The organism is Spirosoma endbachense (assembly GCF_010233585.1).
Taxonomy (GTDB): Bacteria; Bacteroidota; Bacteroidia; order Cytophagales; family Spirosomataceae; genus Spirosoma; species Spirosoma endbachense.
In genome coordinates this window covers 5,722,529-5,748,672 of record NZ_CP045997.1, presented here as the reverse complement: position 1 = coordinate 5,748,672, position 26,144 = coordinate 5,722,529, and the positions used below count along the sequence as shown (strand labels likewise).

Sequence of the window (26,144 nt, the reverse complement as noted above, 5' to 3'; positions counted from 1 at the left end):
CAGCTCACATAAACTACACGAACACATGCGCTATTCTCCGTTTACTATCCTGATTATAGGGGCAACGTTACTCCTGTCGACCAGCGTTCTTGCCCAAACCATTCGGCAGCGCTCCACCACCGAAGGATTCAATTTGAGTCTTCAGGGGCATTACATGAACTGGTCATCCGATTATTTTCAGTTCCTGGATGAACGGTCGGGCAACGGCATAGGCTTTGGTGGCAGGGCTGGTTTTGGGTTGACCCAACGCTATGAAGTGTTTCTTCAATACAATTATACCTCGTTGAATGCCTCGAATATAGCGGCTCAGTCGTTTCATTTCTCGCATTTAACGCCGGGAATACGATTCAACTTTTCACCGACAACGCGCGCCCTTCGCCCTTATGCTGAAGTGGGTTATGCGTATCAGACGGGTAAAGTAGATCAGGTTCTCAATCAGAACGGTGGTCGTGATAATCTCCTGTTTAAAGGTGGAGCAGCTCATATTGGCGCTGGCCTTACCTATTTTGTTTCCCTACCGATAGCCATAACGCTTGGCGGTTCTGTTCAGGTGGCGGGTAAGCCAACCGTTCAATTAAACGGCCGGGATACCTCCGATCAAGCGGACCTTTCCGCATATCGAATATCACTGGGAATTGTCCTGTATCTCAGCGAATTGTAAGAATAGAAACCGGATAGAAATAGACACTATTTCATTAGTACAGTGGCTTATGTCAAGCCTATAGCAGCAAAAAATCAATAGACCTTCTCGACCACCCTTCCTCAATTTATAGGTTTTCCTGTAGCCAGAATGTAGGTCTTTGTGGATAGATCCGCAGTCAATTACAGGAGACCTTTGTCATGTCCTACTAATCAAACGCAATCATGCAAACGATTTCTTCTTCCTCCGCTTCTCATACCATCCGCCACGACGCTACCACTGCCGATGATGAAGGCTTCTTCAGCGTTCTCTATGAAATTATCCGGCGGCATCCGTTTCTATTCACCGTTCTTTTTATGCTACCGTTTGTAGCGCTATTGATTTCTATGGGCCTCAAATGGTATTATGTCTTTAATGATTCAGCCCATTACCTGTCAAATTTCCAGATCGACCCCAAAACCGGTACCTGGTCCGATCATAGCCGCTATTTCAGTCCGGGTATAGACCGCTACATTCGCGAACTTGACATTGCCGGTTTGCTTGGCGGCATCGTCGGTATTTTTATTGGCTTATTCGTAACCGTATCGACCGAAAAAGCGAATCGTCAGAAGGAAAAAGTGAACCAACAGGAGATGGATCACATCAAGACCCAGACCAATCTGCTGGTTCAGGCTACCCAGTCGCTCAATACGCTGATGATTGACGTGAGCGGTAAGGTTAACGAAAAAGTACTCCTCATGGAAGGAGCCGATGAAGTTCTGGATGGCATCGGCAAGGTAATTGAATCGGCCCAGTCACAGGGGAACGACCTGCTTGTGCTGTCAAATACGGCTCGTGTGGAGGGCATTTCTCCCTTTCGTATGGATTATGTTGCCAAACACGCTGACCTTAAACCGCATGAGTTACGGAATGCCACTCAGTTCGAGTATGCCCGTAAAGCAGAAGCCCTCCAGCGCGACCGAACCGATATTGAAAACAAGTTGAAAGGGGCTGCCCTATACCTCCAGAACATGGGCATTGACGCTCACGTTGAATTTGTAACACTTAATGATCAGAACGAAGGCGCAACGCACGCTTTTCTGAAATACCTCGGCAAAGTAGTCAATGAGCACGTATCTGTTGAAACCTACCGGCCAGGCAGCAACGCAATTCTGACCCAGCGCGATGACATTCCGCATCACAATCGTTTTCTGGTACCCGCTTCTTCGGAAGAGGACACCGAACCTAAGTCGCTGCTAGTGAGCCAGCTATACAAAGATCATTCTCAGGCTATTCGCGAGATGCAGGAACTGGGAATCCGGGTCTCAAAGGTCAATAAGACACTGCCGGTACAGCTGTTTATCAGCTCTCCGCGCGACAACAAACCGGGCATTTTCCGGGGCCTGTGCGTCTGTATTCTTGGGAGCGGATCAAGTGCCAGTGGAAGGGCGTCGAAACTAACGGCTTTTCTGACCGAAGACCCGCACATTATCGCTTCCATGACCGAGTTATTCTACGATTACCAGACAGACGGCAAGCTGAATACGCAGGAGTTTATACGACAAATGATTTAGAAGTAAACAGGTTACAGCTGGCCTCCCACACTCCTACCCAAACGCTCATGAACACCTTTATTCTTATCCGGAAACTCTGGCCATTTGTTCGTAACTACCGGGGTAGTCTGGCAGTAGCGCTTCTTCTGACTACCATTGGGGCACTGCTCGCGCAGGTCACACCCCTGGTCATGGAATACTCGGTCAATACCGTCCAAAAACTACTGGATCGCCCGATCGAAAAAACAGAGGTGGCCTGGGTTGTTGGCAGTTTGGTTGCCATTTTGCTCACCAAAGAACTCCTGAGCCTATTGGTCCAGTTGGGGCAGAAATTCCTGAGTGATCGTATCCGTTTTCGGATGGCTGCCGATCTCTATGAGTTTACCATTAGCCGGATTGTTTCCTACCACCTGTCCTTCTTTGCTCTGGGTCAGAATCAGACGGGCAAGCTCGAAAAACGAATCGACAAGGGCATCGAAAGCCTGACCAAAACGGTAAAGAATCTATTTGTCGACATTGTTCCGATGATGGCCAATGCGCTCTTTGCGCTGGTGCTGATTTACAATAAAAATGTAGGCGTTGGTATCGTCGCAACCCTGGTACTACCCTTGTATGCCTATATCAGCCGGGAGCAAACCAAGCGTCAATCGCAGATACGCCGAAGTATTCAGGAAATACGGGAAAATAAGGCCAATGCGCTCTTCGGACTCCTGGAATCTATTTTTGTCGTAAAATCCTTTGTGCGGGAACGTTATGAACAGGACCGTCAGCACGTCCTGAACGTCAGTTTGTGCACCAACGAAATTCGTCATCATCGGACAAATTACCTGTTCGATGGGCTAAAAAGTGTGGCTGAACAAATCGGCATTGTACTCGTCTTTGTAGTGACCATCTATTTTGTTCTTAACCGCCAGATGACCATTGGGGCCATTCTACTCCATATTATGCTCTTCAACAATGTGTCGGCACCGGTCAGGCACCTGCATCGAATCTATGACGAGTATTCAGAAGCCCTTGTCTATGCCGAAGGATTTTTTGACATGATCGAGAACAATACCTACTTGCCCCATCAGGGCTCACTCAAAACAACTGCCTGGCAGGGGCACTTCTCCCTCAAAAATGTCGATTTTATTTATCCGAACGGTAAGCAGGCCCTCCGCAATGTTACACTCGATCTTCAACCGGGGAAAGTAACGGCCATCGTCGGGCTATCAGGGGCGGGTAAAAGTTCAGCCCTGAATCTGCTGGCCGGTTTCTACAATCCGACCCAGGGCAGCGTTCTATTGGACGGGAAACCTCTTTCAGACTATGACAGCGAATTTGTCCGGGAAAACGTGGGACTGGTTCTTCAGAAAAACCACATTTTTGCCGGAACGATCGAAGAAAATATTCGCTACGGACGCCTGGAAGCTACTCCCGACGACGTTATTGAAGCCGCCCGACAAGCCAGTCTCCACGCACAGGTATTGCAATTGCCCCAGGGTTACCAAACCGAAGCCCGAACCCTGTCGGGTGGGCAGCAGCAACGCATTGCCATTGCCCGGTTATTCCTGAAAAATCCACCGGTGCTACTGCTCGACGAGCCTACCGCCAGTCTGGATGCCATCACTGCGGAACAAATCAAGGAAAGTCTGGACGCCATCAAGCAGAATCGCACCGTCTTAATCATTTCCCATAACATCAGTCAGATCATGGACGCCGACCAGATTTATGTCATGCAGGAGGGCGAAGTGATTGGGCAGGGCACTCACGAGTCGCTCTATCAGTCGGGCGGCCTCTACCGCGACATCATTGACTCCAATGCCCGGACGCTTAATATCAGTCGGCTGGCAGCCACTGTACTGGGATAATCGGCTTATTATCAGACTTTATTTACATTCCAGACCTAGTCCGGACTATATACCATTCGTCTTTAGCTTTCTGACATGAATCAAACTATTCGTGGCTATACATTGACCCGTTGGCTGGGTTCGGGCGGCATGGGCGAAGTTTATCAGGCTCATCAGGCGACCACAAACCGTACGGTAGCGATCAAGTTGCTACGTCAACTGGAACAGGCCGAACGGTTTCGCAACGAAGCGTCGGTGCAGGCATCGCTCAGGCACCCGCACATGACATTGCTGTATGAATTTTTCGTGGAAGATGGTCTTTCCTGTCTTGTTATGGAATATGTAGAGGGGCCAACTGTTGAACAATTTCTTCAGCGCAACGGTCCACTTCCGGAAGCAACAGCCTGGAAACTGATCGGTCAGGTTGCTTCGGCTCTCTCCTATCTCCACGAACGGGGTATCGTACATCGAGACCTCAAAGCCAGCAACATCAAACTTCTCCCACACCAGAACATCAAATTGCTGGATTTTGGACTGGCCCGGCTCGCTAACTCCCCCCGACTAACCCGACAGGGACACGTTGTTGGGACAGCCTCGTCAATGGCTCCTGAACAATTCAGGGGCGAGAGCAGCTCTGCGTCAGACTGCTGGGCGCTGGGCATATTATTCTATGAAATGCTGACCGGTTATTCGCCGTTTGGTGGCAGCACCGAATCCGAATCCGGTCGTTTGATCCAAAAAGCCGATTTTATTTCGCCAATAAAGCTGAATGCAAGCCTATCAGCAACGAGTGTTCGGCTGATCAACAAACTATTGACCGTATCGCCAGAACGTCGGCTAACCGCCCATCAGGTTCTGGAAATCAGCCAGGACCCAGACAGGCTTGGCACAGCGGACTGGGCCGATCCAATTCGAAAATGGTGGGATAAAATCAAACGTTGATTAGGCGACTCAGCAGCATCTATTTGGGGAAATAGGCCGCTCTTGCTTTATTCCTTTAGATTTAACGCCTGTTTCACCTCGTCGTAATCGGTCCAGTTTACGTTTTTGGCAGCCTCTTTCGGAACCACAATCCAACGGTATTCGCCATCGAGCGTTTGTCCAGCTTTCTGTTGAAAGCTGATTATACCTTTGTCATTCATGGCGTAATAGGTGAATGAAATTGCCTGATTTCCAATCGATACCGGTAGCGGATACACCTCTTCTACGGCCGAGTGGCGGTAGAAAGCAACGACTAATCCATTTTCGACAACGGAATTCGTAACGGCGCTATCGACAAAACCGGCAATGTGTAATTGGGGAGCTTTAGCGCTGATTGTCCAGGTTTCATCAGTAATAGCGATCCAGTCAGAAACAGTAACTTTCGGATTAGCACCGATGGCCGTGCTTGGCAGTACAATATCTGGGTTTGTCTGACAGGCATTCAATCCTAATTGACCAATCAGCAGCACAGCAATAAAACGAATCGTTGGTACCGACATCATAAACGCTTTTTCTGACCAACGACTTAGTAAGAAGAAATCGTATGCCCGTTTTCGGGAATTTGGAAGGTATAAGGCGTGCCACGGTTTTGAACCGTGGCACGCCTTATACCTTCCAAATTCCCGAAAACGGATTAATACAAATTACGAATCGATTCTTCTGGAAGTATAGCTTCTGAAAATGCACTAAAATTATCCCAATCCGCATCAATGAGCTGGTAGGCTATTTCTTTAGAACACAATGTTCCATTTCGACGATGAGCATAATCCAGGTATGAAGAATAAGGCCAGTCCTCGATCATTTGAATCAGTCCAGCCTCAACCGGATTTTGGTGAATGTAATTTAGACACAGTAAGCTATAGTCAGTCTTGGTTTCATCACAGCTCACCAGTTTTGCTTTTGTATTTTGAGAAAATAAAGACCCAACGCGATTCTCCTGCTTATTGACTGCCTGGGTATACGTACTCAATAAATTCTTAAATCCATCGCTCAGTTGTGTTTGTGTCACGACTGTAGTCTGTTTCATGAATACAGACATTGATGTGGCCTGAAAGAGAAAATGAAAATGATTGGGCAGTAAACAGTAGGCCAGTAAATTACAGTTTGGTCTAATATATCGCCGGACTTTGTATAGAAAATAAATATAGTTCTCTGGTCTAAAAAAAATAGGTTGTTTATTGTTGCCACGGTTATAAACGTGGTAGATTTTGTCTTCTACAAAGTACACTGAATCAATGAGATGCGATTGTTTTTTGATTAAGGCGTGCCACGGTTTTGAACCGTGGCACGCCTTAATCAAAAAACAATCGCTTTTAAATCGCAGCTAGCGGAATTTGTTCAAAAACTACCGATGGCCTGTCCCCATTCTTGAATGCTTTTCGGGGTCGGATGTTCAGTGTCTGAAACAACTGCTGATCCTGATCTTCATCAGGATTTGGGGTAGTCAGGAGTTTGTCACCAGCAAAAATAGAATTGGCTCCGGCCAGAAAACACAATGCCTGTTCTTCCGTATTCATCCGAACCCGACCGGCAGATAGCCGTACCATCGCTTTGGGCATGATAATCCGGGCCGTAGCAATCATCCGAATCATTTCCCAAACCGATACGCGAGGCTGATCTTCCAGCGGTGTGCCTTCTACGGGTACGAGGGCATTTACCGGAACCGATTCAGGATGTTGAGGGAGTGTAGCCAGCGTGTGCAGCATCCCAATGCGATCCTGATCCGATTCACCCATGCCGATGATGCCACCAGAACAAACTGAAATACCTGCTTTACGAGCATGACCAAGCGTATCTAAACGGTCGTCGTAGGTACGGGTACTGATGATGTCACCGTAGAACTCTTCACTCGTATCGAGGTTGTGGTTGTAGGCGTACAGACCCGCATCTTTCAGTTTTTGCGCCTGGCTTTCGGTTAGCATTCCAAGAGTGCAGCACACTTCCAGGCCCATTTCATTGACGCCCTCAACCATTTCCAGCACCTTGTCGAAATCGCGGTTATCGCGCACTTCGCGCCAGGCGGCTCCCATACAAAAGCGCGTGCTACCGGTGTCTTTGGCACGTTTCGCAGCAGTCAGTACCTCATCGACCTCCATTAGTTTGTGAACCTTCACGGCCGTATGGTAACGGGCTGCCTGCGGACAGTACGCACAATCTTCGGGACAACCGCCGGTCTTAACCGATAACAGCGTGCAAACCTGCACCTCCTGCGGGTCGTGATGCTGACGATGTACGGTTGCAGCCCGATAAACGAGGTCCAGAACGGGTGAATTATATATTTCGGTGATTTCAGCACGGGTCCAGTCAGTGCGAAGCATAGGTGTACGATTTTAAATTGACGAAACGAACCAGGAAACGGCACGCTCTACCCCCATAATGATGAGTTCAGACCATCAAAAATCGTAAACCAGCGCTCGTAAATCAACAGTATAGGCGTTTATTTCAAGCCAAACAATACACGCATCAGCTTAAATGGCCGAACGACAAGCACATAAATGGCGATACAAACAACTAAAGATGAAAGGCTTATCGTTAAAAAGCCGTCGTAAACACCAAGGTTCGTCTGGGTTAAAACATAGTAGCCAATCATGACAATAACAGTCTGATGGAGGATATAGAACGGATAAACAGCCTCGTTTAGCTTCGGCAAAACAGGTCGCCCACGCCAGGTCGGATTGACATTGAGATAACGGTATCCATAGGCGATGGTCATTAGTACCGAAAACCAGGTTAGTCCCAGACCATTGAAACTAAAGAGTGTTCGAATTAATACCGTATCGTCAGCAGGATCAAGCCCGAAGAACGGCCTGGCACCGTACAGGACAATCGTACAGAGTATCGTACCAACCAGAAAATAGTGTCGCTGATCGGTGATGGCTTGCCAGAAATCGCGTCGACTGATCAGGATATAACCAAGCCAGAACAGAATCAGGTTATTCATAAAATAAGCCCAGTCGTTCACTAGGGCGTGCGTTTCGTTCGGGAAGAAACCGCCCAGTAAAACATCGTTCAGAAGCAGCAATCCGACCAGCCACAGAGCACCCCCCGGCCGGGCAATCAGTCGGCCAATTCGATCGACAAACCGCTGACCACGATCACTCTTCAACCAGCGAAATACCGGAATACTTACCAATGAATACAGAAACAGATACGCGACAAACCACAGATGATGCCAGCTAAAAGCGCCACCAGCACCCCCGTCCTGATAAGGCTGAAACTGGAATACTGCAGGGTAAAACTCGCTATAACTCCACGCAAAACGACCGCGAAACAGCCACTCAAAATAAATCTGCGGAGGCACGATAACAAACATACCAAATACCAGCGGTACGAACAGCCGTCGGACACGCTCGCCCGCGTAGGAGCCAAACGAACGTTTGCGAAGCGCAAAATAGGTTCCGGCTCCTGAAATAAAGAATAGTAGTGGCATCCGCCAGCGGTGCAGCCAGCGCATGACCAGTTCAAATTCGGGACTCGTTGCTTTGCTTTGTACATGCCAGCCCCATGAAACATAGATCATGCCCGTGTGGTAAAACAGGAGCGTGAGGATAGCAATGACGCGCAACCAGTCGAGGTCATAACGTCGAAATGCTGCCGTATCAACGACTTTGTTTTCTAGTGTTGGAATGTCTGTCATTACTTGTTTAGTAGCGATCATTGGCGTAAACTGCGTTTGTGATTGATAAGCCAAAATTCCGTTTAATAGGGTTTTAACGGGCTATTTTCCGATAATCTTGAACTTCGCGCCGACCGGGGCGAAGCCTGTTTCACTCCAGAAAACCCGATTAAGGAAGTCGGTAGGCCACAACATAATCACCCAGTTTTGTCCCCAGCTTTCCGTGGCCACCAGCGGCAATCACGACGTATTGCTGTCCATTGATCTGATACGTCATGGGCGTGGCCTGCCCGCCTGCCGGTAATGCTACTTCCCACAATAAGCTACCATCCTGGGTGTTGAACGCCCGCAGGTGACCATCCAGACTGGCGGCCACAAATATCACCCCGCCTGCTGTGGCAATAGCTCCGCCAAAATTCAGGGAACCCCATTGTTTGGCTTGTGGATACTTGGTAATGTCCATCATATAGCCCAGCGGTACTTCCCAGGCCAGTGAACCCTTTTGTAGATTTATCGCCACCAGCGTTCCCCAGGGCGGAGGTGTCTGCATGATAATACCACGTCCATCTTTGGTAAATAAATAGCTCCGCTTCATTACATAAGGCGTTCCGGCCTGCATTCCCGTTTCTGCCCGAAGCAGTTCCTGATCATTTTTAACGGATTCGGCCAATTTCTCCCGAGGCAACAGGCGAATAGCGGCAGCTAACCGATTAATGTTGGTAATGAGCAAACCTGATTGGGGATCATAGCACATACCGCCCCAATGAACGCCCCCTACATTACCCGGTGCAATCAGGCTCCCCTGTAGCGATGGGGGCGTAAACATTCCTTCGTAGTGCAGGCTATTGATGCGACGCTGGGCCACAGCTTTATCATCTGGTGTCAGTCCCCAGGCTTCCAGCTTTGGCAAACCCAGCAGCGGTAGAGTCGCAGGAAAGGGTTGGGTTGGGAAAGCTTCCTCACCCGGAACGGTTGATTTGGGCACAGGTCGCTCTTCAACGGGCAACAGCGGCACGCCCGTTTCCCGGTTCAGAATAAAGACATGACCTACTTTAGTGCCCACGGCTACAGCTGGCACCGCTTTGCCATTCTTTGTGAAGGTGAATAGCAGGGGCTGCGACGCATTATCGTAGTCCCATAAATCATGATGGACCGTCTGAAAATGCCAGACAACTTTACCGGTAGACGCCCGTATGGCAACAATTGAGCTGGCATACAGATTGCTACCGATACGTTCGCCACCGTAATAATCGGGACTTGGGCTGGTTGTCGGGATAAAAACTAAATCACGTTCAGCATCCGCCGAAATCAACGACCAGGCATTAGCCGCGCCCGTTTGTGTTGCTTCGGCGCCTTTCCAGGTCGTAAAGCCTGCATCATTTTTCGATCGGGGAATAGGGTCCCAGCTCCATCGTAATGCCCCCGTTAGCGCATCGTAGGCGCGCACAACGCCCCGCTCGTAATTGAACCGTTGGTTATCGCCCATCGATGAGCCAACCACGATCGTATTGCCAATAACTGCCGGTGGCGAGGTCACACTGATATTGCCAACGCCTTTGCGTAAATCCACGCTTCCTTCTTTCCCGAAAGTCGAAATTGGTTTACCCGTAACCGCATCCAGGGCAATTAGTCGACCATCCAGCGTTGCTACGAAAATGCGCTTGCCACTCGATCCGGAAGCGCGCTTATCTGCGGGAGCAGGCCAGCATGAAACTCCTCTCGACGTGATTTCGGATAAATCCTGACGCAGATAAACATCGGGATTATAGTCCCATTTTTTCTGGCCCGTGGCAGCATCTACCGCAAAAACCCGCGATGTTGGTGTGCTAAAAAAAAGTGTACCATCCACCATAATCGGGGTTGCTTCAAATGCCGCTTTCTCGTCGGCACTCGTCCCTTTATAGTGTTCTAACTCACCAGTCCGGAATGTCCAGGCTACCGTTAACTGCTTTACATTGGTTGGATTAATTTGCTTCAGGGGCGAAAACCGCATCCCACCGGCATCATTCCCATAAGCAGGCCATTCTACAGAATTGGCCGCCTGACCCCTGGCGACGCCAATGGCTGAAAGCAGTAGTACGGCAATACACCAAAAAAATCGGGCTCTTAGACATTGGGGGAGCGCTTGCATACAAATAGGGGTCTTTTGATTTGATGGACCAAAAATCCTCCACAAACGCCGATAATGCCCTATTTCCCGATCCTTATGAAGTTCTTGCCGACCGGGATGAAGCCTGCGGCTCCGTTGTCGACAACCCGGCCGAACGTATTGCGGCCGATTCTCTATATTGAGCCGGCGTTTGATTGGTCAACCGCTTGAAGGCCGTATGAAAAGCGGATGGCGAGTTGTAGCCAACCCGCTCAGCAATCTCATCGATTTTAAGATTGGTGGTTAACGGGTCATTCAGCAATCGTTGCGCTTCCGCTATTCGATGGATTGCCAGCCAATCGAAGAAGGTTTGCCCGAGCCGATCGTTCAGCAACTGCGACAGATTGTGTGGGCTCGTGTTCAACCGTTCGGCCAGTTTGGGCAGCGACAGATCGCTTTCCAGATAAGGCTTTCCGGTTTCGAGCAAGCGGGCGAGTTTTGCGAGAACGGCCTCTTCCACCTCTTCTGACAAAGCCGATTTTTCGTATTTCTTTTTTGGCTCGACGGGTAACTCAGGTTCAAGAACGACCGGCTCTGCTGCCGGTTCATGTCGCAGAAAATCAGAACCGCGCATCACCAGAAAACTCGTTACATAAATAGTAACGGAGACGTATGTTGCCAATAAGTAATCACCTACATCCCGATAAAACTGCGGTTTAACAATAATAATCAGAATGGGGACCAGCGCAAAAAGCCCGCTTAATAAACGTAAGGATGTCAGACCCGAAACCTGATGCACCGTCGATTTATTACGACCTGATTTCCACAGCGTTATGAGCGCCAGAATGGCATAAACGAGACAACTGAACAAGGTCATCTGGTTTATATAGCGACGCAATCCCGTAAAATCTTCGTCTAAATACGAATCAGCGTGAATGTACGGCAACTCAGGATGCTGAGAATCGATATAGGAGTTGTATTTAAATTCTATGGGTTGATAAAACCAGGTAACGGCGTTGATAAGCCAGATCGCGAAAGGCAGCAAATGCCAGATCCAATGACGAGGCAGTTTCTTCCATAAGCGGCTATAAACGAAGAAGTAGAATAAAGGTCCCAGCACAAAGTTAAACGGCTCGGCAAAATCCCCCGTCCAGAGTAATCGGAAGGTGTAGTTGGTATAATTCAGGAATATTTCGCCACTAATTGCCGCCAATGCCAGATTAAACCAGCCCAAACACCGATTCGAAACGCTACGCGCCCGCTCACCCGTCAGGAAGAAGATACCCAGGAAAATTCCCTGTGCAACACCCAGAAAGATAATCAGTGCAAACAGATCGAGATGAATCGGAAGGATCTTCATTGAATCGATTTTATGTAACGCAAGGTAAACAAAGTAGACAGGCAAAAAAAGGCCCATACAGTCTTAAAACCGTACGGGCCTTTTCTATTTACAAGCTAATCCGGGTTATCGAATCGTCATCTCAAACGGCAGCCGCATCTGAATGCCTTCCATCGTTTTGAGTTTTTTCAGGTACTTCACATAGGGCGCCAATTCACCGAGCTGTGCCTGAACACGGGTTTCTTCATCACCACCGAAGGAGCTCATCAATTGCTCGAAGAAAGGTTTCTTCCGGGGCTGGTATTTGAGTTTGTAATCGCCCTCTTTCAGTTTAGCCGACTGAGCCGCCAGTTTAATGGCATCATCCAGTCCACCAAGCTGATCGACCAGACCGATTGCTTTACCCTGCGATCCTGTCCAGACACGGCCGCCCGCAATGGCACGAATACTATCAACCGGCAATTTGCGTCCGGCAGCCGCTTTGCTGGTAAAATCGGCATAGATTCGCTCCGTAGCCCGTTGTAAGGTCTGCTTCTGGAAGGGCGTCATTTCGTGCGTTACCGCCGGAAAATCCGCATTCTCGTTGGATTTAACGCGGTCGTAGGTCACGCCAAGTTTGTCTTTAAAGAACGTTTCGGTATTGAACAACAGCGAGAATACGCCGATGGAGCCCGTAATGGTATTCGGTTGAGCGACAATTTTATCGCATCCCATAAGCATGTAATAACCGCCCGAAGCTGCATAGTCTGACATTGAGCCAATAACCGGCTTCACTTTACGGGCAAGCTCAACTTCCCGATACATCACATCGGACGCCAGTGCACTACCACCACCCGAATTCACACGCAGAACAATGGCCTTAACCTTATCGTCAAGCCGGGCTTTGCGAAGCTCCTCAACAATGGTTTCGGAACCAATACTATTTTCTTCGCCCTTACCAGTATGAATATCTCCCGAAGCCACAACCACGGCAATCCGATTGCTACCGGTTCCTTCCGTGTTCGGATCCGTTGATTCAGAGCGTTCATATTTGCTGAGCGACACGTAATTGATCTTCTTTTTCTCATCCAGGCCCAGCTCTTTACGAATTACGCTTTCCAGTTCATCCTGATAACCAATATTGGTAACGAGTTTCGTACGGAGCGCGTCGGCGGGTTTCTGAATGGTCAGCTTATCGGCATACCGTTTCAGCGAATCAACGCGCAACCCACGACTCTGAGCCACTCTGACGAGCATGTGGTCGTTGATCGAGTTAATGAAGGAAGTAACCTGCCGTTTGTTGGGTTCACTCATGTCCTCCCGAATAAACGGTTCAACGGCGCTTTTGAACTCCCCCACCCGAAAAATCTCCGGCTTGATCCCTAGTTTGTCGAGCGTTCCCTTAAAGAACGACAGTTCAGCATCCAGGCCGTTCCATTCCAGATCGCCAACGGGGTTGAGGTAAATTTTATCCGCTATCGATGCAATGTAATAGCCTTTCTCATTCATCGTTTCGGCATATGCATAAACGAACTTCTTCGATTGTTTGAAGTCAATCAACGCATTACGTATCTCTTCGACGGAGGCCCAGCCTGCGCTCGGACTTTCTGCCTGAAGATAAATTCCTTTAATATTATCGTCTTCCTTGGCGTCCTTTAAGGTCTGCTTTAATTCAATAAGCCCGATGGCATCACCAGACGCATCGATAGGCCCGAAACCATTAAACGGATTATCAGCGCTGCGCTCTTCAATAGGTTTATCTAGATCAATTTTCAACACCGAATTTTCCTTCACTTCAACTTTCTGGTCAGACGATGACGACAAAGCCGCACTTAGCCCGATCAACAGCAGAAAGCCGACGAACGAAAACAGTAGTAAGCCAACGATTGTGGCTAAAACATACTTAAGAAACTGTCGCATGTATTAATGATTGAGTTGTGTGTTAATACACATAATAAACAAATTTACGCGTCATAGTTGCCAATATTTCAGAAAAATGTTGAGTGCGCAAATCGGCGGATAAATGGTTGACTGGTTAAATAAGGTATTGAAATCAAACAGGGTTCTAAAACAACTGGGTAATTTAGCGAACGACTCCCTGTCATTCACCAAATTACCCAGTTGTTTATAAAATCACGTTACTGCATCAGGCAGGCATGTTCGCATAATCCTCCATGGCGGTCCGGATTACGTCACGGGCTTCATCGCGACCGTACACATTTGCCAGTTCCATGACAGCTGGCTCGTCGGGTAAATTCTTGTAGGTTAAGAAGTAGTGCTGTAAACGCTTCACAACAGCTACGGGCAATTCGCTCAGGTCATTGTATTGACCATACATGGAATCCCCTTTCAAAACGGCAATAATTTTATCGTCGGCTTCACCTTTGTCGATCAACCGGAAACCACCGATCGGGATCGCCTGCAACAGAATATCACCGTGGGTGATTTCGCGTTCGGTCAGTACGCAGATATCCAGCGGGTCACCATCACCCAGTTCGACAGTACGGCCCGAGCGATCAGACGCTAGCTGGGCAATTCCATCGCCACAGTAGGTCTGAGGAACGAATCCGTATAAAGCCGGAATAATGTTGGAATACTGCTGCGGGCGGTCAATTTTCAGATAACCCGACTCTTTATCAATTTCATACTTAACCGTATCGGTCGGTACAATTTCGATGAACGCGGTAATAATATCCGGAGCCTTTTCGCCTGGTGAAATACCGTGCCAGGGGTGGGCTTTAGAAGGAGTTTTTGCCATAGGGTCAAGTTGTGTCGGCTCAAAAAATGCTTGCATACGATTTAAAGAAAAAACTGGAATAATCAATGTTTGTTGTTTCGCTGAAACAAACATTCCGCCCACTTTTCGTCAGTTAATGCCATTTGGCCTGACAAAAAGGGGGCGGAATGCCTTTAGTGCTACAAAAATACGAAGAGAAAACTATACTGAATCGTTTTCCTTTTAAACGGATACAGGATAAGTTTTATATCGTACGGGTTTATTCGGTCAAAACCGAAAACTCCGCCCGAAAAAATCCTATTTCTACCAAAAAATCTTATCTAACTTAAGCTGGAAATAATCCTATACAGTTATTCGATCCGCGAAACCAACACGCTCAGCGACCTGGTGTTCACCGGATTTATTCAGCGATTGCCGGACCAGCATTTCACCCAGGAAGCCCGCCAGGAATAGCTGAACGCCAAGAATAATGGCGACCAGTCCGAAGTAGAACAACGGATTATCGGTGGCATTTCTAAATTTCACGCCCTGGGAGATATTGATCAGCTTCTCGGCGATAAGCCACACGGCCAGAACTGTCCCGACAAAAAACGATAGCGTTCCGAATGTGCCGAAAAAGTGCATCGGCCGCTTGCTAAACCGGTGTACGAAGGCAATAACCAGCACATCCAGAAAACCATTGACGAAGCGTTCAAGGCCAAATTTGGTTGTCCCGTACTTACGGGCACGGTGCTGGACAACCTTCTCCCCAATCCGGCCGTAGCCGTTCCAGTTAGCCACAATGGGCAGGTTCCGGTGCATATCGCCATATAGAGTGGGAGCTATCGTTTTAACAACCTTCTGTTTGTAGGCTTTCAGGCCACAATTGAAATCGTGGAGTTGAACCCCCGAAATCCAGCGCGAAACCGCATTGAACAGTTTTGTCGGGAAAGTCTTGGTAATCGGGTCATAGCGTTTTTGTTTCCAGCCCGATACCAGATCGTATTTATCCTCAACGATCATGCGATACAGTTCCGGAATTTCGTCGGGGCTATCCTGCAAATCGGCATCCATCGTGATCACAATCTGGCCCCGAGCCGCCTGGAATCCGGTTTGCAGGGCGGCCGTTTTGCCATAGTTACGATTAAAACGAACCCCGCGAACATTCGGGTTAACGCCTGCCAGCCGTTCGATAACCGCCCATGAGTCATCGGTGCTGCCATCGTCGACAAACAGGATTTCGTATGTATAGTGCTGTTCCGTTACAACCCGCACGATCCAGTCGTGCAGTTCGGGCAGCGACTCGTCTTCGTTGAAAAGCGGAATTAAAACGGTTAGTTGAAGCAATTCAGTCATTTAATTCGAACCTTTTGTTCTTTACTTCATGAACGAAACTTTAGCCACAAAGTGCTCAATGTCGATACGAAGTTCACAAAGGTATTTAGAATATCAGGTAAAAATCACGGAGCAGGTTCCGGAATGCAGTTGAATAGGTTCGCCCATCTGGCTCATAGATGTCCAATACTTCGTCGAAACGATTGTCGGCTCGGAACGAAAAGCCTGTCACTATTCGAAATACAGGCTTGTTCGCGTGGTGTCTCAAGGCCAGCTGTCTGAATGGACCTAGTCCTGCTTCGCTGGCCAGTTCAGCTAATTTCCCGGTTTCGTAGGGCGGCAGCAGTACCCACCATTGCCCTTCCGGCTCCAGTAACCGAACAACGGCCTCAATCAGTTCTGAAAAAGGTAGTTCGTCGGTATGAAGAGCCCGATTGATGGCAGAATCGGGAGAGCGAAGGTGGTTCGTATAAAAAGGTGGGTTGGTCAGTATTCGGTCGTATTTGCGTCCGCTGGCCGTAAAGTCCTGTATGCGTTCGTGTATGGCTACAACCCGTTTGGCAAAAGGGCTTGCTGTTACATTCTCAGCAGCCTGACTAAATGCAGCCGCATCCATTTCTACCGCATCGATGAGCGCATTCGGATTGCGCTGTGCAGCCATCAGTGCCAATAAACCGGTACCAGTACCAATATCGAGTATTCTTGCTCCGGCTACATCGGCATAGGCACCAAGCACACACGCATCGGTGCAGACCTTCATGGCCGTGCGCTCCTGATGAATGGTAAATTGCTTGAACGAAAACACAGGTATATAGCACACGTTTTATTTTCGACCAAAATCTGCCGGATTTTCACCCCACACGGTAGTTTCCCACTTTAATACCGGATTTGCATAAATGTGTGTTTGAAGCCAGGTTTCGGCCCGGTCGAGCAAGTCGAAGAGTTCCGTATTGCGGGATGTTTCTTCGAGTTTGGTATTGGCTTTCTTTTTTTTGACCCAGCCAATGGCTGTTCGGGAATCGGAATAAACCGGAATGTTACTACCCTTCTGATGGAGCAGGGCTAACGCGTGAACAATCGCCAGAAATTCACCAATGTTGTTCGTCCCATCTAAATAAGGTCCCTTGAGAAAGAGCTTCTGCTTCGTAGCCAGATATATTCCCTGATACTCCATATCGCCGGTAGCGGTATTCCAGGCGGCATCGACAACCAGACTATCCTGAATTGGCGAACCGACCAAACCGGGCACTTTCAGGCTGGATGCTCCGGTCTGCTTCGCCGATCCGTTTTTACCCTGCCCGATGTGCACGTGTGGTTTGTCTTTATAGGCTTTTATGGCTGCCGGTTTGGTATCAAACGCTTTAAACAGCGCCCCATCAAAGCCCGCCGTTTGCTTCTGACAGTCGGCCCAGTTGTCGAATACGCCGGTCTCACGACCGCGCCAGACAACATAAAATTTCGGCTTTTTCTGAGCCATAGATCACTCTCTTTTCCGCAAAAGTAATGACTATCTATTAACAGCCTTGTTTGAGATTAGCCTGATTTATTGCCGGAACGGGCTTTTTCTCGCCGATCTAAAGCAGTTATAGGCATAAAATTCACTCAGACTGGTCTGCAACGGGTCCGCTAACTTCGCTCCTCCCACACCTGAGCCAGATTGACGATGACCTCAACGGCTTTGTGCATATCCTGAACCGATACCCACTCCAGACGCGAATGAAAGGCGTGTTCGCCAGCGAATATATTGGGACAGGGCAAGCCCATGAACGACAAACGTGATCCATCGGTCCCCCCACGAATACTACGCCGTTCGGCCGATAGTCCTGCCCGTCGGATAGCCTCCAGTGCATTGTCGACCACGGCGGCATGCTGATCCAGCACTTCTTTCATGTTGCGATATTGCTCCTTCACGACCAGTTTTGCCGATGAGCCAGGATAATTCGCCAAAACATCATTGAGTTTGTTTTGCAGATAGGTTTCTTTCTCCTGCAAACCAACTTCCGTGAAATCCCGGATAATAAATTCCAGCACCGCCTGATCCTGATTTCCTTCAAAACGGGTTGGGTGAACAAAACCCTCTTTCCCCTCGGTCGTTTCGGGAGAAAGTGCATTTTTAGGGAGCGTAGCCAGCAGATCAGCAGCTATTTTTAGCGCATTTTCAAGCTTCCCTTTGGCAAAACCGGGGTGCGTGCTGACACCCTGAATGGTTATCCTGACGGCATCAGCCGAGAAGGTTTCGTCTTCAAGTGTTCCGAGTGCTTCGCCATCAATGGTATACCCAAAATCGGCACCCAGCTTCTGAATATCCACTTTCTCCGTACCGCGGCCTACTTCTTCATCGGGCGTAAAGAGGAGTCGGATACGACCATGTTTCACTTCTGGGTGGGTCAGTAGATACTGAGCAGCATCCATAATTTCGGCAACTCCGGCTTTGTTGTCAGCACCCAGTAAGGTTGTACCACTTGCCGTAATGATATCATTGCCTAGCTGGTGCCTGAGGTCGGGATGATCCGCTACCCGAATTACCTGTGTGGCATCGTCCGGTAGTATGATATCGGCACCATTCCAGTTGTAATGAATGATTGGTTTTACACCAGCGCCTGTTACGTCAGGCGACGTATCTACATGCGAGCAAAAGCAAATCGTTGGGACATTGGTCTTTTCAGTAGTTGCCGGTATGGTAGCGTAAACATAGCCCCACTCGTCGAGTTCGACGTCAGTCAGACCCATCTCGGTCAACTCCTGTATGAGTATTCGGCTGAGATCTTTTTGTTTTTCGGTACTCGGATTGGTTGCTGATTGAGGGTCTGACTGTGTATCAATTTGAACGTACCGCAAAAAGCGGTCAACAGCACTGTGCCGATAACCGGCGAGGGGAATAGTATGCATATAGTGGTCGTGGACAGAATGTTATTCGAACAACGAATCAACTAAATGCCCTTAAGATTGTTATCCAAATTTTCTGGCACTCCCGCCTGAATTCGTGGTAAAGTACGAATTCAGGCGGGTAGTTATTTTACGGTAGCCAGCACTTTCTGCATCTGTTCAGCGACAAACTGGTTACCTGCATCGTTCAGGTGAACGCGATCAGTCGTCAAAATTCCTTTCTCTTTATTTTCGGGATTGTTCTTCAGGTTATAGTCCAGAAAGGCTTTCCGTAAATCAACGAGTGGCAGGTTATGCCGTTTAGCCATATCACGAATAAACTGACTATACTGGTTCAGATCGCCATCTTGCTGGTTTGTCATATCCGTTTTTTCGCCGATAGCAGCCGGTGTACACAAGACGACACGCGCGTTGGCAGCCTGTAGCTTTTTCACAACGGCTTCGTAGAACTTCACAAATTTGTCGGGGTCAGTTCCTGTTCCGGAGGATGCTTTATGCCAAACGTCATTTACACCTACCCAAACGACAACGACATCGGGCTTCTGGGCAAGCACATCGTCGTCCATCCGAAGGAATAGATCGTAGATTTTATTCCCTCCAATACCAGCGCCAATCAGTTCAAACTGATCGGTCGGTAGAAGCGTCTTCAGACGGTCAATGTAACCACCGGTTTTGATACCCGCCTGGGTGATGGAATCCCCAAAAAAAACGACACGGGTTGGTTTGGCTGCAGTCATAGCCATCAAGCCAACGAACAGCAGGAACGAAAGTCGAAATAAAGTTTTCATAATCTGCAAAGAAACACGATTCCAAAACATACCCAACTGAATTGTTAATGTTTAGGAAAAACTGTCCGGTCAATCGAACGTTATACCCCGCAAATCTGAATACATTCATTTCTACAACCACCAACAAGTAATCACAACTCCGATTACTATTTATTAATTAACAATCAGGCACTTGAACATTAGTACACTATTCGCCAAAAATATAATACAAACAAAAATTGAAAGCTATGGTGCATAAATCTGAATTTTCAATTACCAAACCACGGTCACGATAAAATATAAAGTTAGCATTAGGAGGGCTGTATACGCATTAAAATAAGTCAATTTTGGTATAAAGCCAGTGTTACCTATGTTTGCTAAAGCAGGTGTAAGGATTATTTATACCAGAAGCAAAAGACTCATCGAATAATCGCGGCTATCCTAAATTTAATGAACGACAACGATACAAAACGGCTTTCGCGACTGACGGCAATTCTTACACAATTGCAAACTAAACGACTTATTACTGCAACAGCACTGGCGAGCAAATTTAATGTTAGCATTCGCACAATTTACCGTGATATCAGGGCCTTAGAACAATCGGGTATTCCTATCTTAACTGAAGAAGGAAAAGGTTATTACTTAATGGAAGGTTACCGGCTTCCACCAGTAAGTTTTACTGAAAGTGAAGCAAATGCGTTAATTACAGCGGAAAAATTCGTCTCAAAAAACAAAGACGCGTCGTTCGTAAATGAATATACAGCAGCGATCGAAAAAATAAAATCTGTATTACGTTACAAGACAAAGGAAAATACTGAATTGCTTTCCAGTCGAATTATTGTAAGCCAGAACAATACAAATGACAAAACAAGTAATTATTTGGCAAGTTTGCAGTTAGCTTTAACGAATTTCAACTTAACAACAATCGATTATCAAAAGCTAGATACAAATGAAACTAGTTCAAGAATTATTGAGCCTTTTGCCTTATTGAGTACACAAGAAAATTGGCTGCTGGTTGCCTGGTGCCGTTTACGAAATAATTTCAGGATTTTCAGACTTGACCGTATCCAACGGCTAGATGTTCAGCATGAGAAATTTGAACCTCACAAAATAACGTTACAGGAATATTTCGAACTGTCAAAAAATCAAAATAACCCCTGACATAGGGCTGTCACACCGCCGATTTAACTTTGTTGAAACAAAATGCTTAAAAAGATGGAAACGGAACCAAAAGCAATGTTTCGCGGAATGGCCAACGTCAGTTACTGGGTAGATGACATGAAAGAAGCCCGTAAGTGGTATACTGAACTTTTTGGCATTGACCCCTATTTCCAGCGTCCCGACGAGGAAAATCCAGCTTATGTCGAGTTCCGCGTTGGCGACTACCAGCATGAGGTGGGCATTATCGATAAAAAATACATGCCTAAACCGTCCGGGGATGGCCCCGGCGGTGCCATCTTGTACTGGCATGTCGATGATATTCAAAAAGCACTGGATCGGCTTTTAGCCTTGGGAACTACAGCGCATGAGCCAATCACGGAGCGCGGTATAGGCTTTATTACGGCGTCAGTCGTTGACCCGTTTGGCAATATTTTAGGCATAATGTACAATCGCCATTACCTTGATATTTTATCTTCCACCAACAAAAAGTAAACAATCGGTTTATAATGGAAACGAATAAAGGTATTGAAACGGTCTACGTAGAAACAAGAGAACAATGGCGACAGTGGCTGGAAAAGAATGGCCAATCGAAAACCGAAATTTGTTTAATTCTGTATAATAAGGACAGTAAAACAAAAAGCGTTAACTACAGCGAAGCTGTGGAGGAAGCCTTATGTTTTGGCTGGATCGATTCATTGACGAATAAACGGGATACAGAAAGTCGATATCAACGCTTTTCACCCCGTAAACCTAGAAGTAACTGGAGTAAATCGAACAGAGAACGAGTAGACAGAATGATACAGGAAGGATTAATGACAGAATCCGGACAAAAGATGATCGATATTGCCAAGAATAATGGACGGTGGGAGCCAATTCTCGCAGACTAAAAATTTATCTGTCTATCCTGGGCTTTGCTGAATAGGCAAAGCCCTTAATCATTGTGTTCCATACGAAGCAAACTAACAACCAATTGAAGTAATTAACGGCATGCAAATTGAAACACATACAATAAATGACATAAAAATTGCTGAAGTAGTTTCAGATGTTATTGTGATTAAAACTACTGAAGATGGCTTAGACTTATTAGGCAATTTATATTACCAGGATTTTGACAGAATAATCATTCATGAGAAAAATATTACCCCAGATTTTTTTGATTTAAAATCAGGAATAGCCGGCGAAATACTTCAAAAGTTTTCGACTTATCGGGTCCGATTGGCTATAGTTGGTGATTTCGCTAAATATCCGGGTAAAAGTATCAAAGACTTTATTATTGAAAGTAATAGAGCCCGGCAAATTAACTTTGTAAATTCAACAGCAGAAGCGTTAAACAGACTTTCGGCGAACTAATCCAATATTGAAGCCAGGCTGGTGTTATTGTACCATTTGTATCGATCAAAACGATATTGATTTCGTCTAAAAACATACGTATATTTACGAGTTGCGATGCCATTGGGAGGGGAATGCAGTCGGCCAGTTTTTGGCTAACTTCGCCAGCAACAGAGCTTGTTCTGAGGAGTCGACGGAGTTAGCCATAATGAAAAAAGACTTCGTAAATCGGCCATTTACAAAATCTTTTTCATTATGGCTTCATGACTAAATAGGCGTTCATGTTAAACCCTCCCAACTGCGTACCACTCCGGCTTTGTGAAATGCAAAAAACCTTACAGTCATGGTGTACAATATTTTAAACGGCGACTCACTTGCTTATACAGGGCTTTCTTATAAAACTGGCTGGGAGCCAGTAGTCTTACCTTTGTGGTTAACTAGACGACAAATTCATGACCCCTGTTCCCAGCACGGCTAAAACTACGGCTTTCTTTCAACTTCTCAACCGCTTCCAGAGCCACTTTGGCTTTAAAGGCAGGCGAGTGCTGCTTGCGTTTTGCTTTCATTTTGAACCACTATTTACAGCTTGTTTTTCAACTTAGCTAGTGGTCCTAATTTGGGGGAGTACTATATAGGTATATTTCTACGCGCTACTAATGACTTGTTCGTATTGTCAAGCCGCTCGGTGATGATAGTCAATCCTCAAACGAGCCAGGTTAGGTCGATTGCGTTACCTGCTCACACTAATGTTTCTTCAGTTTGGCACCATACTCGCATTGTTTCTGATAGTCAGGGCAATGAATACTTTAATATTTATCATTTGCTCTATCGTTTCAACGACAAAAAGGGAATTGATTTAATTACGAGGTTAGACAATCAGAATGCTTTCCGAGGGTTGCTAATCGATCGCTCTGATGTGCTATGGGGTGGAACAAATAAAGAAGGTGTCCTTAAATACAACCTTAAAACCAACCTGTTCAGGGCAATGCCCTATCAAAATGGCTTTTATCAGGATCTTTTGGTTCAGAATTTGGAGTTGCCAGCTGATCAATTACCGCCCTTACCTAAAGATGTGGTCCCCTATAAGTTTCGGTACACATTCGATAAGACAGGAAAAATGTGGTTCAACATAGATAATAGCCAGTTTTATCAGATTGATTTCCAGACGAAGAAGCTCACAACCGTTCCGTTTCCGTTTCCAGTTCCACCGGCCTTGCGGCATGACTGGACTGTCCCGGTCACGTCTATAGCCACTGACCCTACAGGACGCATATGGATACTGACTGATTCGTTAGCACTATGGTATGAAGGAGGCCAATGGCACCCATTTCGACACCCGATTCGATCTGGAAGTACGCGTATCAATCAACCCAAATCCAGCACGCTAACAAATGGCATTGAAGGAGAGATGCTGCAAATTGTGGTTGATGAAAAGGCAATTTGGGTAGCAACCAATACGCATGGACTTTACAGCATCGATCGCACAAGCGGGCAAATCAAACAATATAAACACCTGCCAACCGATCTGAGATCAATAAGTAGTAACCAACTCTTTTGTTTGTTTGCCGATCCATTCGACAAGGCAATTTTATGGATCGGAACTTTTGGCAATGGCCTATGTCGGTTTGATAAACGAACGGGTACCTGCCGCCGATTTACTACACAGGACGGTTTGCCCAACAATGTAATTTATACCGCTATTACTGATCAACGGGGCTTTCTCTGGATTGCAACCAATCAGGGCTTATGCCGAATGGATCGACGTACGTTCAAGACACGCACTTATACACACGAAGATGGCATTCTGGAAGATGAATTTAATCGGTTTCATTACCTACACCTCCCCGACGATCGAATTATTCTGGGCGGTATAGGTGGGCTTACGTCTTTTTATCCAAACAAATTACGCGATGATGACTATCAGCCACCCATACAACTCACGGATATTCAAGTTAACAATCAGCCACTTACTCCCGAGCAACTACCCGATTCATTACCCGTACAGGCGATCGATCACCTGGATCTACCCTATAATCAGAACTTCTTAGCGGTTCATTTTGCTGCCTTACAATATAATAATCAGCCCAAAATTCGCTACCGCTATCAGCTAATTGGACTGAATGAGAAATGGATTGAAACCAGTCGTCCTGTAGCGGAGTATACTGATTTACGATGGGGAAATTATGTACTCAGGCTTAATGCATCCAATACGTCGGGCATATGGAGTAAACACATTCGTGAATTGACCCTAGTTATTCGCCCGCCCTGGTGGGCAACCTGGTGGGCCATTCTGCTTTATATTGGTGCTCTGGCAGGCGTGATTTATGGGCTGGTTCGTTCTTATATTACTCGGCAGGAGGCTATTCAGTTCAAGGCAATCGACGCCATAAAAGCCCGTTTCTTTACCAATATCACCCATGAGTTCCGAACACCATTAACCTTAATTCTGGCACCAGCTGAAAAATTAAAACAGCGGCTGCGCCATATTGACGATCGGCATCAGCTTGATTTAATTTATCAAAATGCAACTCAGCTATTAGGCCTGATTAACCAGTTAATGGAACTTTCTAAAGCAGAAGCTCATGCATTGCAGGTAAACGAAAGTCAGGGTGATCTGGTAGCTTTTATAACTCAATTAATACAAACGTTTGAATACCAATCCAATACAAAGGACATTCAGCTAGATTTACAGGCTCAAAATTTACATCCGGCCTATTGGTTTGACTCCGACAAACTGGAACGCATTGTATCTAATCTGGTGGCAAATGCGTTAAAATTCACACCAGTAGGCGGTAAGGTAACCGTCGATTTAATGCCTGTTCAGCACCTGGATTCAACTGAAAAGAGAAATCCTAAAACTACCCATAACTCATGGGTTCAAATAACCGTATCTGATACTGGTGTTGGCATTCCAGCAGACCAGCTTCCACGAATCTTCGACCGATTCTATCAGGTTGACAATTCCAGCACTCGCCAACAGGAAGGTACTGGTATTGGGCTGGCACTTGTTAAAGAGTTAGTTGAAGTACAATCAGGAACCATTCAGGTTTTCAGTAAAGTAAATAGTGGCACGACCTTTAGGGTCGATTTGCCTTATCGTCCTACAACTACTTCTGAGATAGCCCATTCTCTACCAACGGCTGTCGAATCAGAAGCTAATGAATCCGACGAAGAACAACGGTCTGACGATGCTCCGATTGTATTGATTGTAGAAGATAATCTGGAACTGAGCAATTTTATTGCCGATAGTCTTCCCTCCCATTATCAAATTCATCGTGCTTCTAACGGGGCTGAGGGTTTGGAACAAGCCACTAAGCTTATTCCAGATTTGGTGATCAGCGATGTGCTGATGCCGATTATGGATGGGTATACGCTTTGTAAAAACGTAAAAGAAGATCTGCGAACCAGCCACATTCCCCTTATTCTGTTAACCGCCAAAGCGTCAGTTGAAAGCCGGATTGAAGGTTTGTCGCTGGGAGCCGATGATTATATTGGAAAGCCGTTTCATGTTCAGGAGCTTCGGTTACGCGTCCGAAACGTACTAGAACAACGCTGACAATTACGTGACTGGGTGCTTGCCAGCGCTACCAATCCGGATCCTCTTCCTAAACCCCCTGCTCCTACTGATCCATTATTGGAGAAGCTTGCTGAATTAGTTGAGAAACATCTCGACAACGCGGGCTTTGGAGCCGATGAACTTGTTTCAGAAAGCGGCCTGAGCCGGATGAATTTACACCGGAAGTTAAAAGCACTGGCTGGCACTTCAACGGGAGAATTTATTCGTAATTATCGCCTGAAACGGGCTGCCCAATTATTGCGCCAGGGACATACTGTTTCTGAGACTGCCTATCTTGTCGGCTTCGAAGACCCTTCCTATTTTACCCGTACTTTCCGCAAAGTTTATCAAATGACCCCGTCCGCTTTTTCTAATAAAAACTAGGCGAA

24 protein-coding genes are annotated in these 26,144 nt (G+C 46.9%); 10 read left to right on the top strand and 14 right to left on the bottom strand.

The genetic code is table 11. The annotated features are described in order from the left end of the window. Positions 1 to 25: 25 nt before the first annotated feature. The 4 genes from GJR95_RS23165 (at position 26) to GJR95_RS23150 (ending at position 4,943) form a co-directional block, all read left to right on the top strand. Positions 26 to 661 carry an OmpA family protein gene (locus GJR95_RS23165; RefSeq protein ID WP_162388120.1) on the top strand — a complete coding sequence of 212 codons (636 nt, stop codon included), beginning with the start codon at positions 26 to 28 and terminating at the stop codon, positions 659 to 661. A gap of 203 nt (positions 662 to 864) precedes the next feature. Then, positions 865 to 2,193, top strand: coding sequence for a hypothetical protein (locus GJR95_RS23160; RefSeq protein WP_162388119.1), 1,329 nt, complete (start codon positions 865 to 867; stop codon positions 2,191 to 2,193). Positions 2,194 to 2,240: 47 nt separating this feature from the next. After that, positions 2,241 to 4,022 carry an ABC transporter ATP-binding protein gene (locus GJR95_RS23155; protein WP_162388118.1) on the top strand — a complete coding sequence of 594 codons (1,782 nt, stop codon included), beginning with the start codon at positions 2,241 to 2,243 and terminating at the stop codon, positions 4,020 to 4,022. 75 nt (positions 4,023 to 4,097) lie between these two features. After that, entirely contained in the window at positions 4,098 to 4,943 is an 846-nt protein-coding gene (locus GJR95_RS23150; protein ID WP_162388117.1) for a serine/threonine-protein kinase, read from the top strand. Between the two features lie 47 nt (positions 4,944 to 4,990). Here the strand turns inward: GJR95_RS23150 and GJR95_RS23145 are convergent, their stop codons facing one another. The 13 genes from GJR95_RS23145 to GJR95_RS23085 all read right to left on the bottom strand — a co-directional run bounded on the left by GJR95_RS23145 (position 4,991) and on the right by GJR95_RS23085 (position 19,730). After that, positions 4,991 to 5,485 (bottom strand): hypothetical protein, encoded by a 495-nt coding sequence (locus GJR95_RS23145; protein WP_162388116.1) that lies wholly within the window; start codon positions 5,483 to 5,485, stop codon positions 4,991 to 4,993. Positions 5,486 to 5,616: 131 nt separating this feature from the next. Beyond that, positions 5,617 to 6,009, bottom strand: a complete 393-nt coding sequence (locus GJR95_RS23140) for a hypothetical protein (RefSeq protein ID WP_232540834.1) — start codon at positions 6,007 to 6,009, stop codon at positions 5,617 to 5,619. Positions 6,010 to 6,295: 286 nt separating this feature from the next. Next, complete coding sequence (gene bioB, locus GJR95_RS23135; protein ID WP_162388114.1) at positions 6,296 to 7,300, bottom strand: biotin synthase BioB; 1,005 nt, start codon at positions 7,298 to 7,300, stop codon at positions 6,296 to 6,298. A gap of 119 nt (positions 7,301 to 7,419) precedes the next feature. After that, a complete protein-coding gene (locus GJR95_RS23130) occupies positions 7,420 to 8,640 on the bottom strand; it encodes an acyltransferase family protein (RefSeq protein ID WP_317167012.1) in 1,221 nt (406 codons plus the stop codon). Between the two features lie 127 nt (positions 8,641 to 8,767). After that, positions 8,768 to 10,729 (bottom strand): pyrroloquinoline quinone-dependent dehydrogenase, encoded by a 1,962-nt coding sequence (locus tag GJR95_RS23125; RefSeq protein ID WP_162388113.1) that lies wholly within the window; start codon positions 10,727 to 10,729, stop codon positions 8,768 to 8,770. Positions 10,730 to 10,802: 73 nt separating this feature from the next. Beyond that, on the bottom strand, positions 10,803 to 12,047 hold the full coding sequence (locus GJR95_RS23120; RefSeq protein ID WP_162388112.1) for a helix-turn-helix domain-containing protein: 1,245 nt from the start codon (positions 12,045 to 12,047) through the stop codon (positions 10,803 to 10,805). Between the two features lie 105 nt (positions 12,048 to 12,152). Beyond that, positions 12,153 to 13,925: a signal peptide peptidase SppA gene (gene sppA / locus GJR95_RS23115; protein ID WP_162388111.1), complete on the bottom strand. Its 1,773-nt coding sequence runs from the start codon at positions 13,923 to 13,925 to the stop codon at positions 12,153 to 12,155. Positions 13,926 to 14,151: 226 nt separating this feature from the next. Further along, positions 14,152 to 14,763, bottom strand: coding sequence for an inorganic pyrophosphatase (locus GJR95_RS23110; protein ID WP_162388110.1), 612 nt, complete (start codon positions 14,761 to 14,763; stop codon positions 14,152 to 14,154). 321 nt (positions 14,764 to 15,084) lie between these two features. Further along, positions 15,085 to 16,077, bottom strand: a complete 993-nt coding sequence (locus GJR95_RS23105) for a glycosyltransferase family 2 protein (protein ID WP_162388109.1) — start codon at positions 16,075 to 16,077, stop codon at positions 15,085 to 15,087. A gap of 85 nt (positions 16,078 to 16,162) precedes the next feature. Beyond that, positions 16,163 to 16,816, bottom strand: a complete 654-nt coding sequence (locus GJR95_RS23100) for a tRNA1(Val) (adenine(37)-N6)-methyltransferase (RefSeq protein ID WP_162391831.1) — start codon at positions 16,814 to 16,816, stop codon at positions 16,163 to 16,165. A gap of 63 nt (positions 16,817 to 16,879) precedes the next feature. Then, positions 16,880 to 17,533, bottom strand: coding sequence for a ribonuclease H1 domain-containing protein (locus GJR95_RS23095; protein WP_162388108.1), 654 nt, complete (start codon positions 17,531 to 17,533; stop codon positions 16,880 to 16,882). Between the two features lie 149 nt (positions 17,534 to 17,682). After that, positions 17,683 to 18,945, bottom strand: coding sequence for a peptidase T (pepT, locus tag GJR95_RS23090; protein WP_162388107.1), 1,263 nt, complete (start codon positions 18,943 to 18,945; stop codon positions 17,683 to 17,685). Positions 18,946 to 19,067: 122 nt separating this feature from the next. Further along, positions 19,068 to 19,730, bottom strand: coding sequence for an SGNH/GDSL hydrolase family protein (locus GJR95_RS23085; RefSeq protein ID WP_162388106.1), 663 nt, complete (start codon positions 19,728 to 19,730; stop codon positions 19,068 to 19,070). 429 nt (positions 19,731 to 20,159) lie between these two features. On the opposite strand from GJR95_RS23085, the gene GJR95_RS23080 reads away from it, so the two are divergent. The 4 genes from GJR95_RS23080 to GJR95_RS23065 all read left to right on the top strand — a co-directional run bounded on the left by GJR95_RS23080 (position 20,160) and on the right by GJR95_RS23065 (position 22,220). Continuing rightward, positions 20,160 to 20,870: a helix-turn-helix transcriptional regulator gene (locus tag GJR95_RS23080; RefSeq protein ID WP_162388105.1), complete on the top strand. Its 711-nt coding sequence runs from the start codon at positions 20,160 to 20,162 to the stop codon at positions 20,868 to 20,870. 54 nt (positions 20,871 to 20,924) lie between these two features. After that, positions 20,925 to 21,362, top strand: a complete 438-nt coding sequence (locus GJR95_RS23075) for a VOC family protein (RefSeq protein WP_232540833.1) — start codon at positions 20,925 to 20,927, stop codon at positions 21,360 to 21,362. Positions 21,363 to 21,376: 14 nt separating this feature from the next. Next, positions 21,377 to 21,757 carry a YdeI/OmpD-associated family protein gene (locus tag GJR95_RS23070; RefSeq protein ID WP_162388104.1) on the top strand — a complete coding sequence of 127 codons (381 nt, stop codon included), beginning with the start codon at positions 21,377 to 21,379 and terminating at the stop codon, positions 21,755 to 21,757. Positions 21,758 to 21,857: 100 nt separating this feature from the next. After that, the gene (locus GJR95_RS23065; RefSeq protein WP_162388103.1) at positions 21,858 to 22,220 is read left to right on the top strand and encodes a DUF4180 domain-containing protein; all 363 of its coding nucleotides are present in this window, start codon (positions 21,858 to 21,860) and stop codon (positions 22,218 to 22,220) included. Between the two features lie 416 nt (positions 22,221 to 22,636). Here GJR95_RS23065 and GJR95_RS42565 read toward each other — a convergent pair whose 3' ends face one another. Then, on the bottom strand, positions 22,637 to 22,765 hold the full coding sequence (locus GJR95_RS42565; RefSeq protein ID WP_262889727.1) for a hypothetical protein: 129 nt from the start codon (positions 22,763 to 22,765) through the stop codon (positions 22,637 to 22,639). A 254-nt stretch (positions 22,766 to 23,019) separates the two neighbouring features. Between GJR95_RS42565 and GJR95_RS23060 the strand changes: the two genes are divergently transcribed. Next, the gene (locus GJR95_RS23060) at positions 23,020 to 25,755 is read left to right on the top strand and encodes an ATP-binding protein (protein WP_162388102.1); all 2,736 of its coding nucleotides are present in this window, start codon (positions 23,020 to 23,022) and stop codon (positions 25,753 to 25,755) included. 15 nt (positions 25,756 to 25,770) lie between these two features. Further along, positions 25,771 to 26,139, top strand: coding sequence for a helix-turn-helix transcriptional regulator (locus GJR95_RS23055; protein WP_162388101.1), 369 nt, complete (start codon positions 25,771 to 25,773; stop codon positions 26,137 to 26,139). The last annotated feature ends 5 nt before the right edge of the window (positions 26,140 to 26,144 follow it).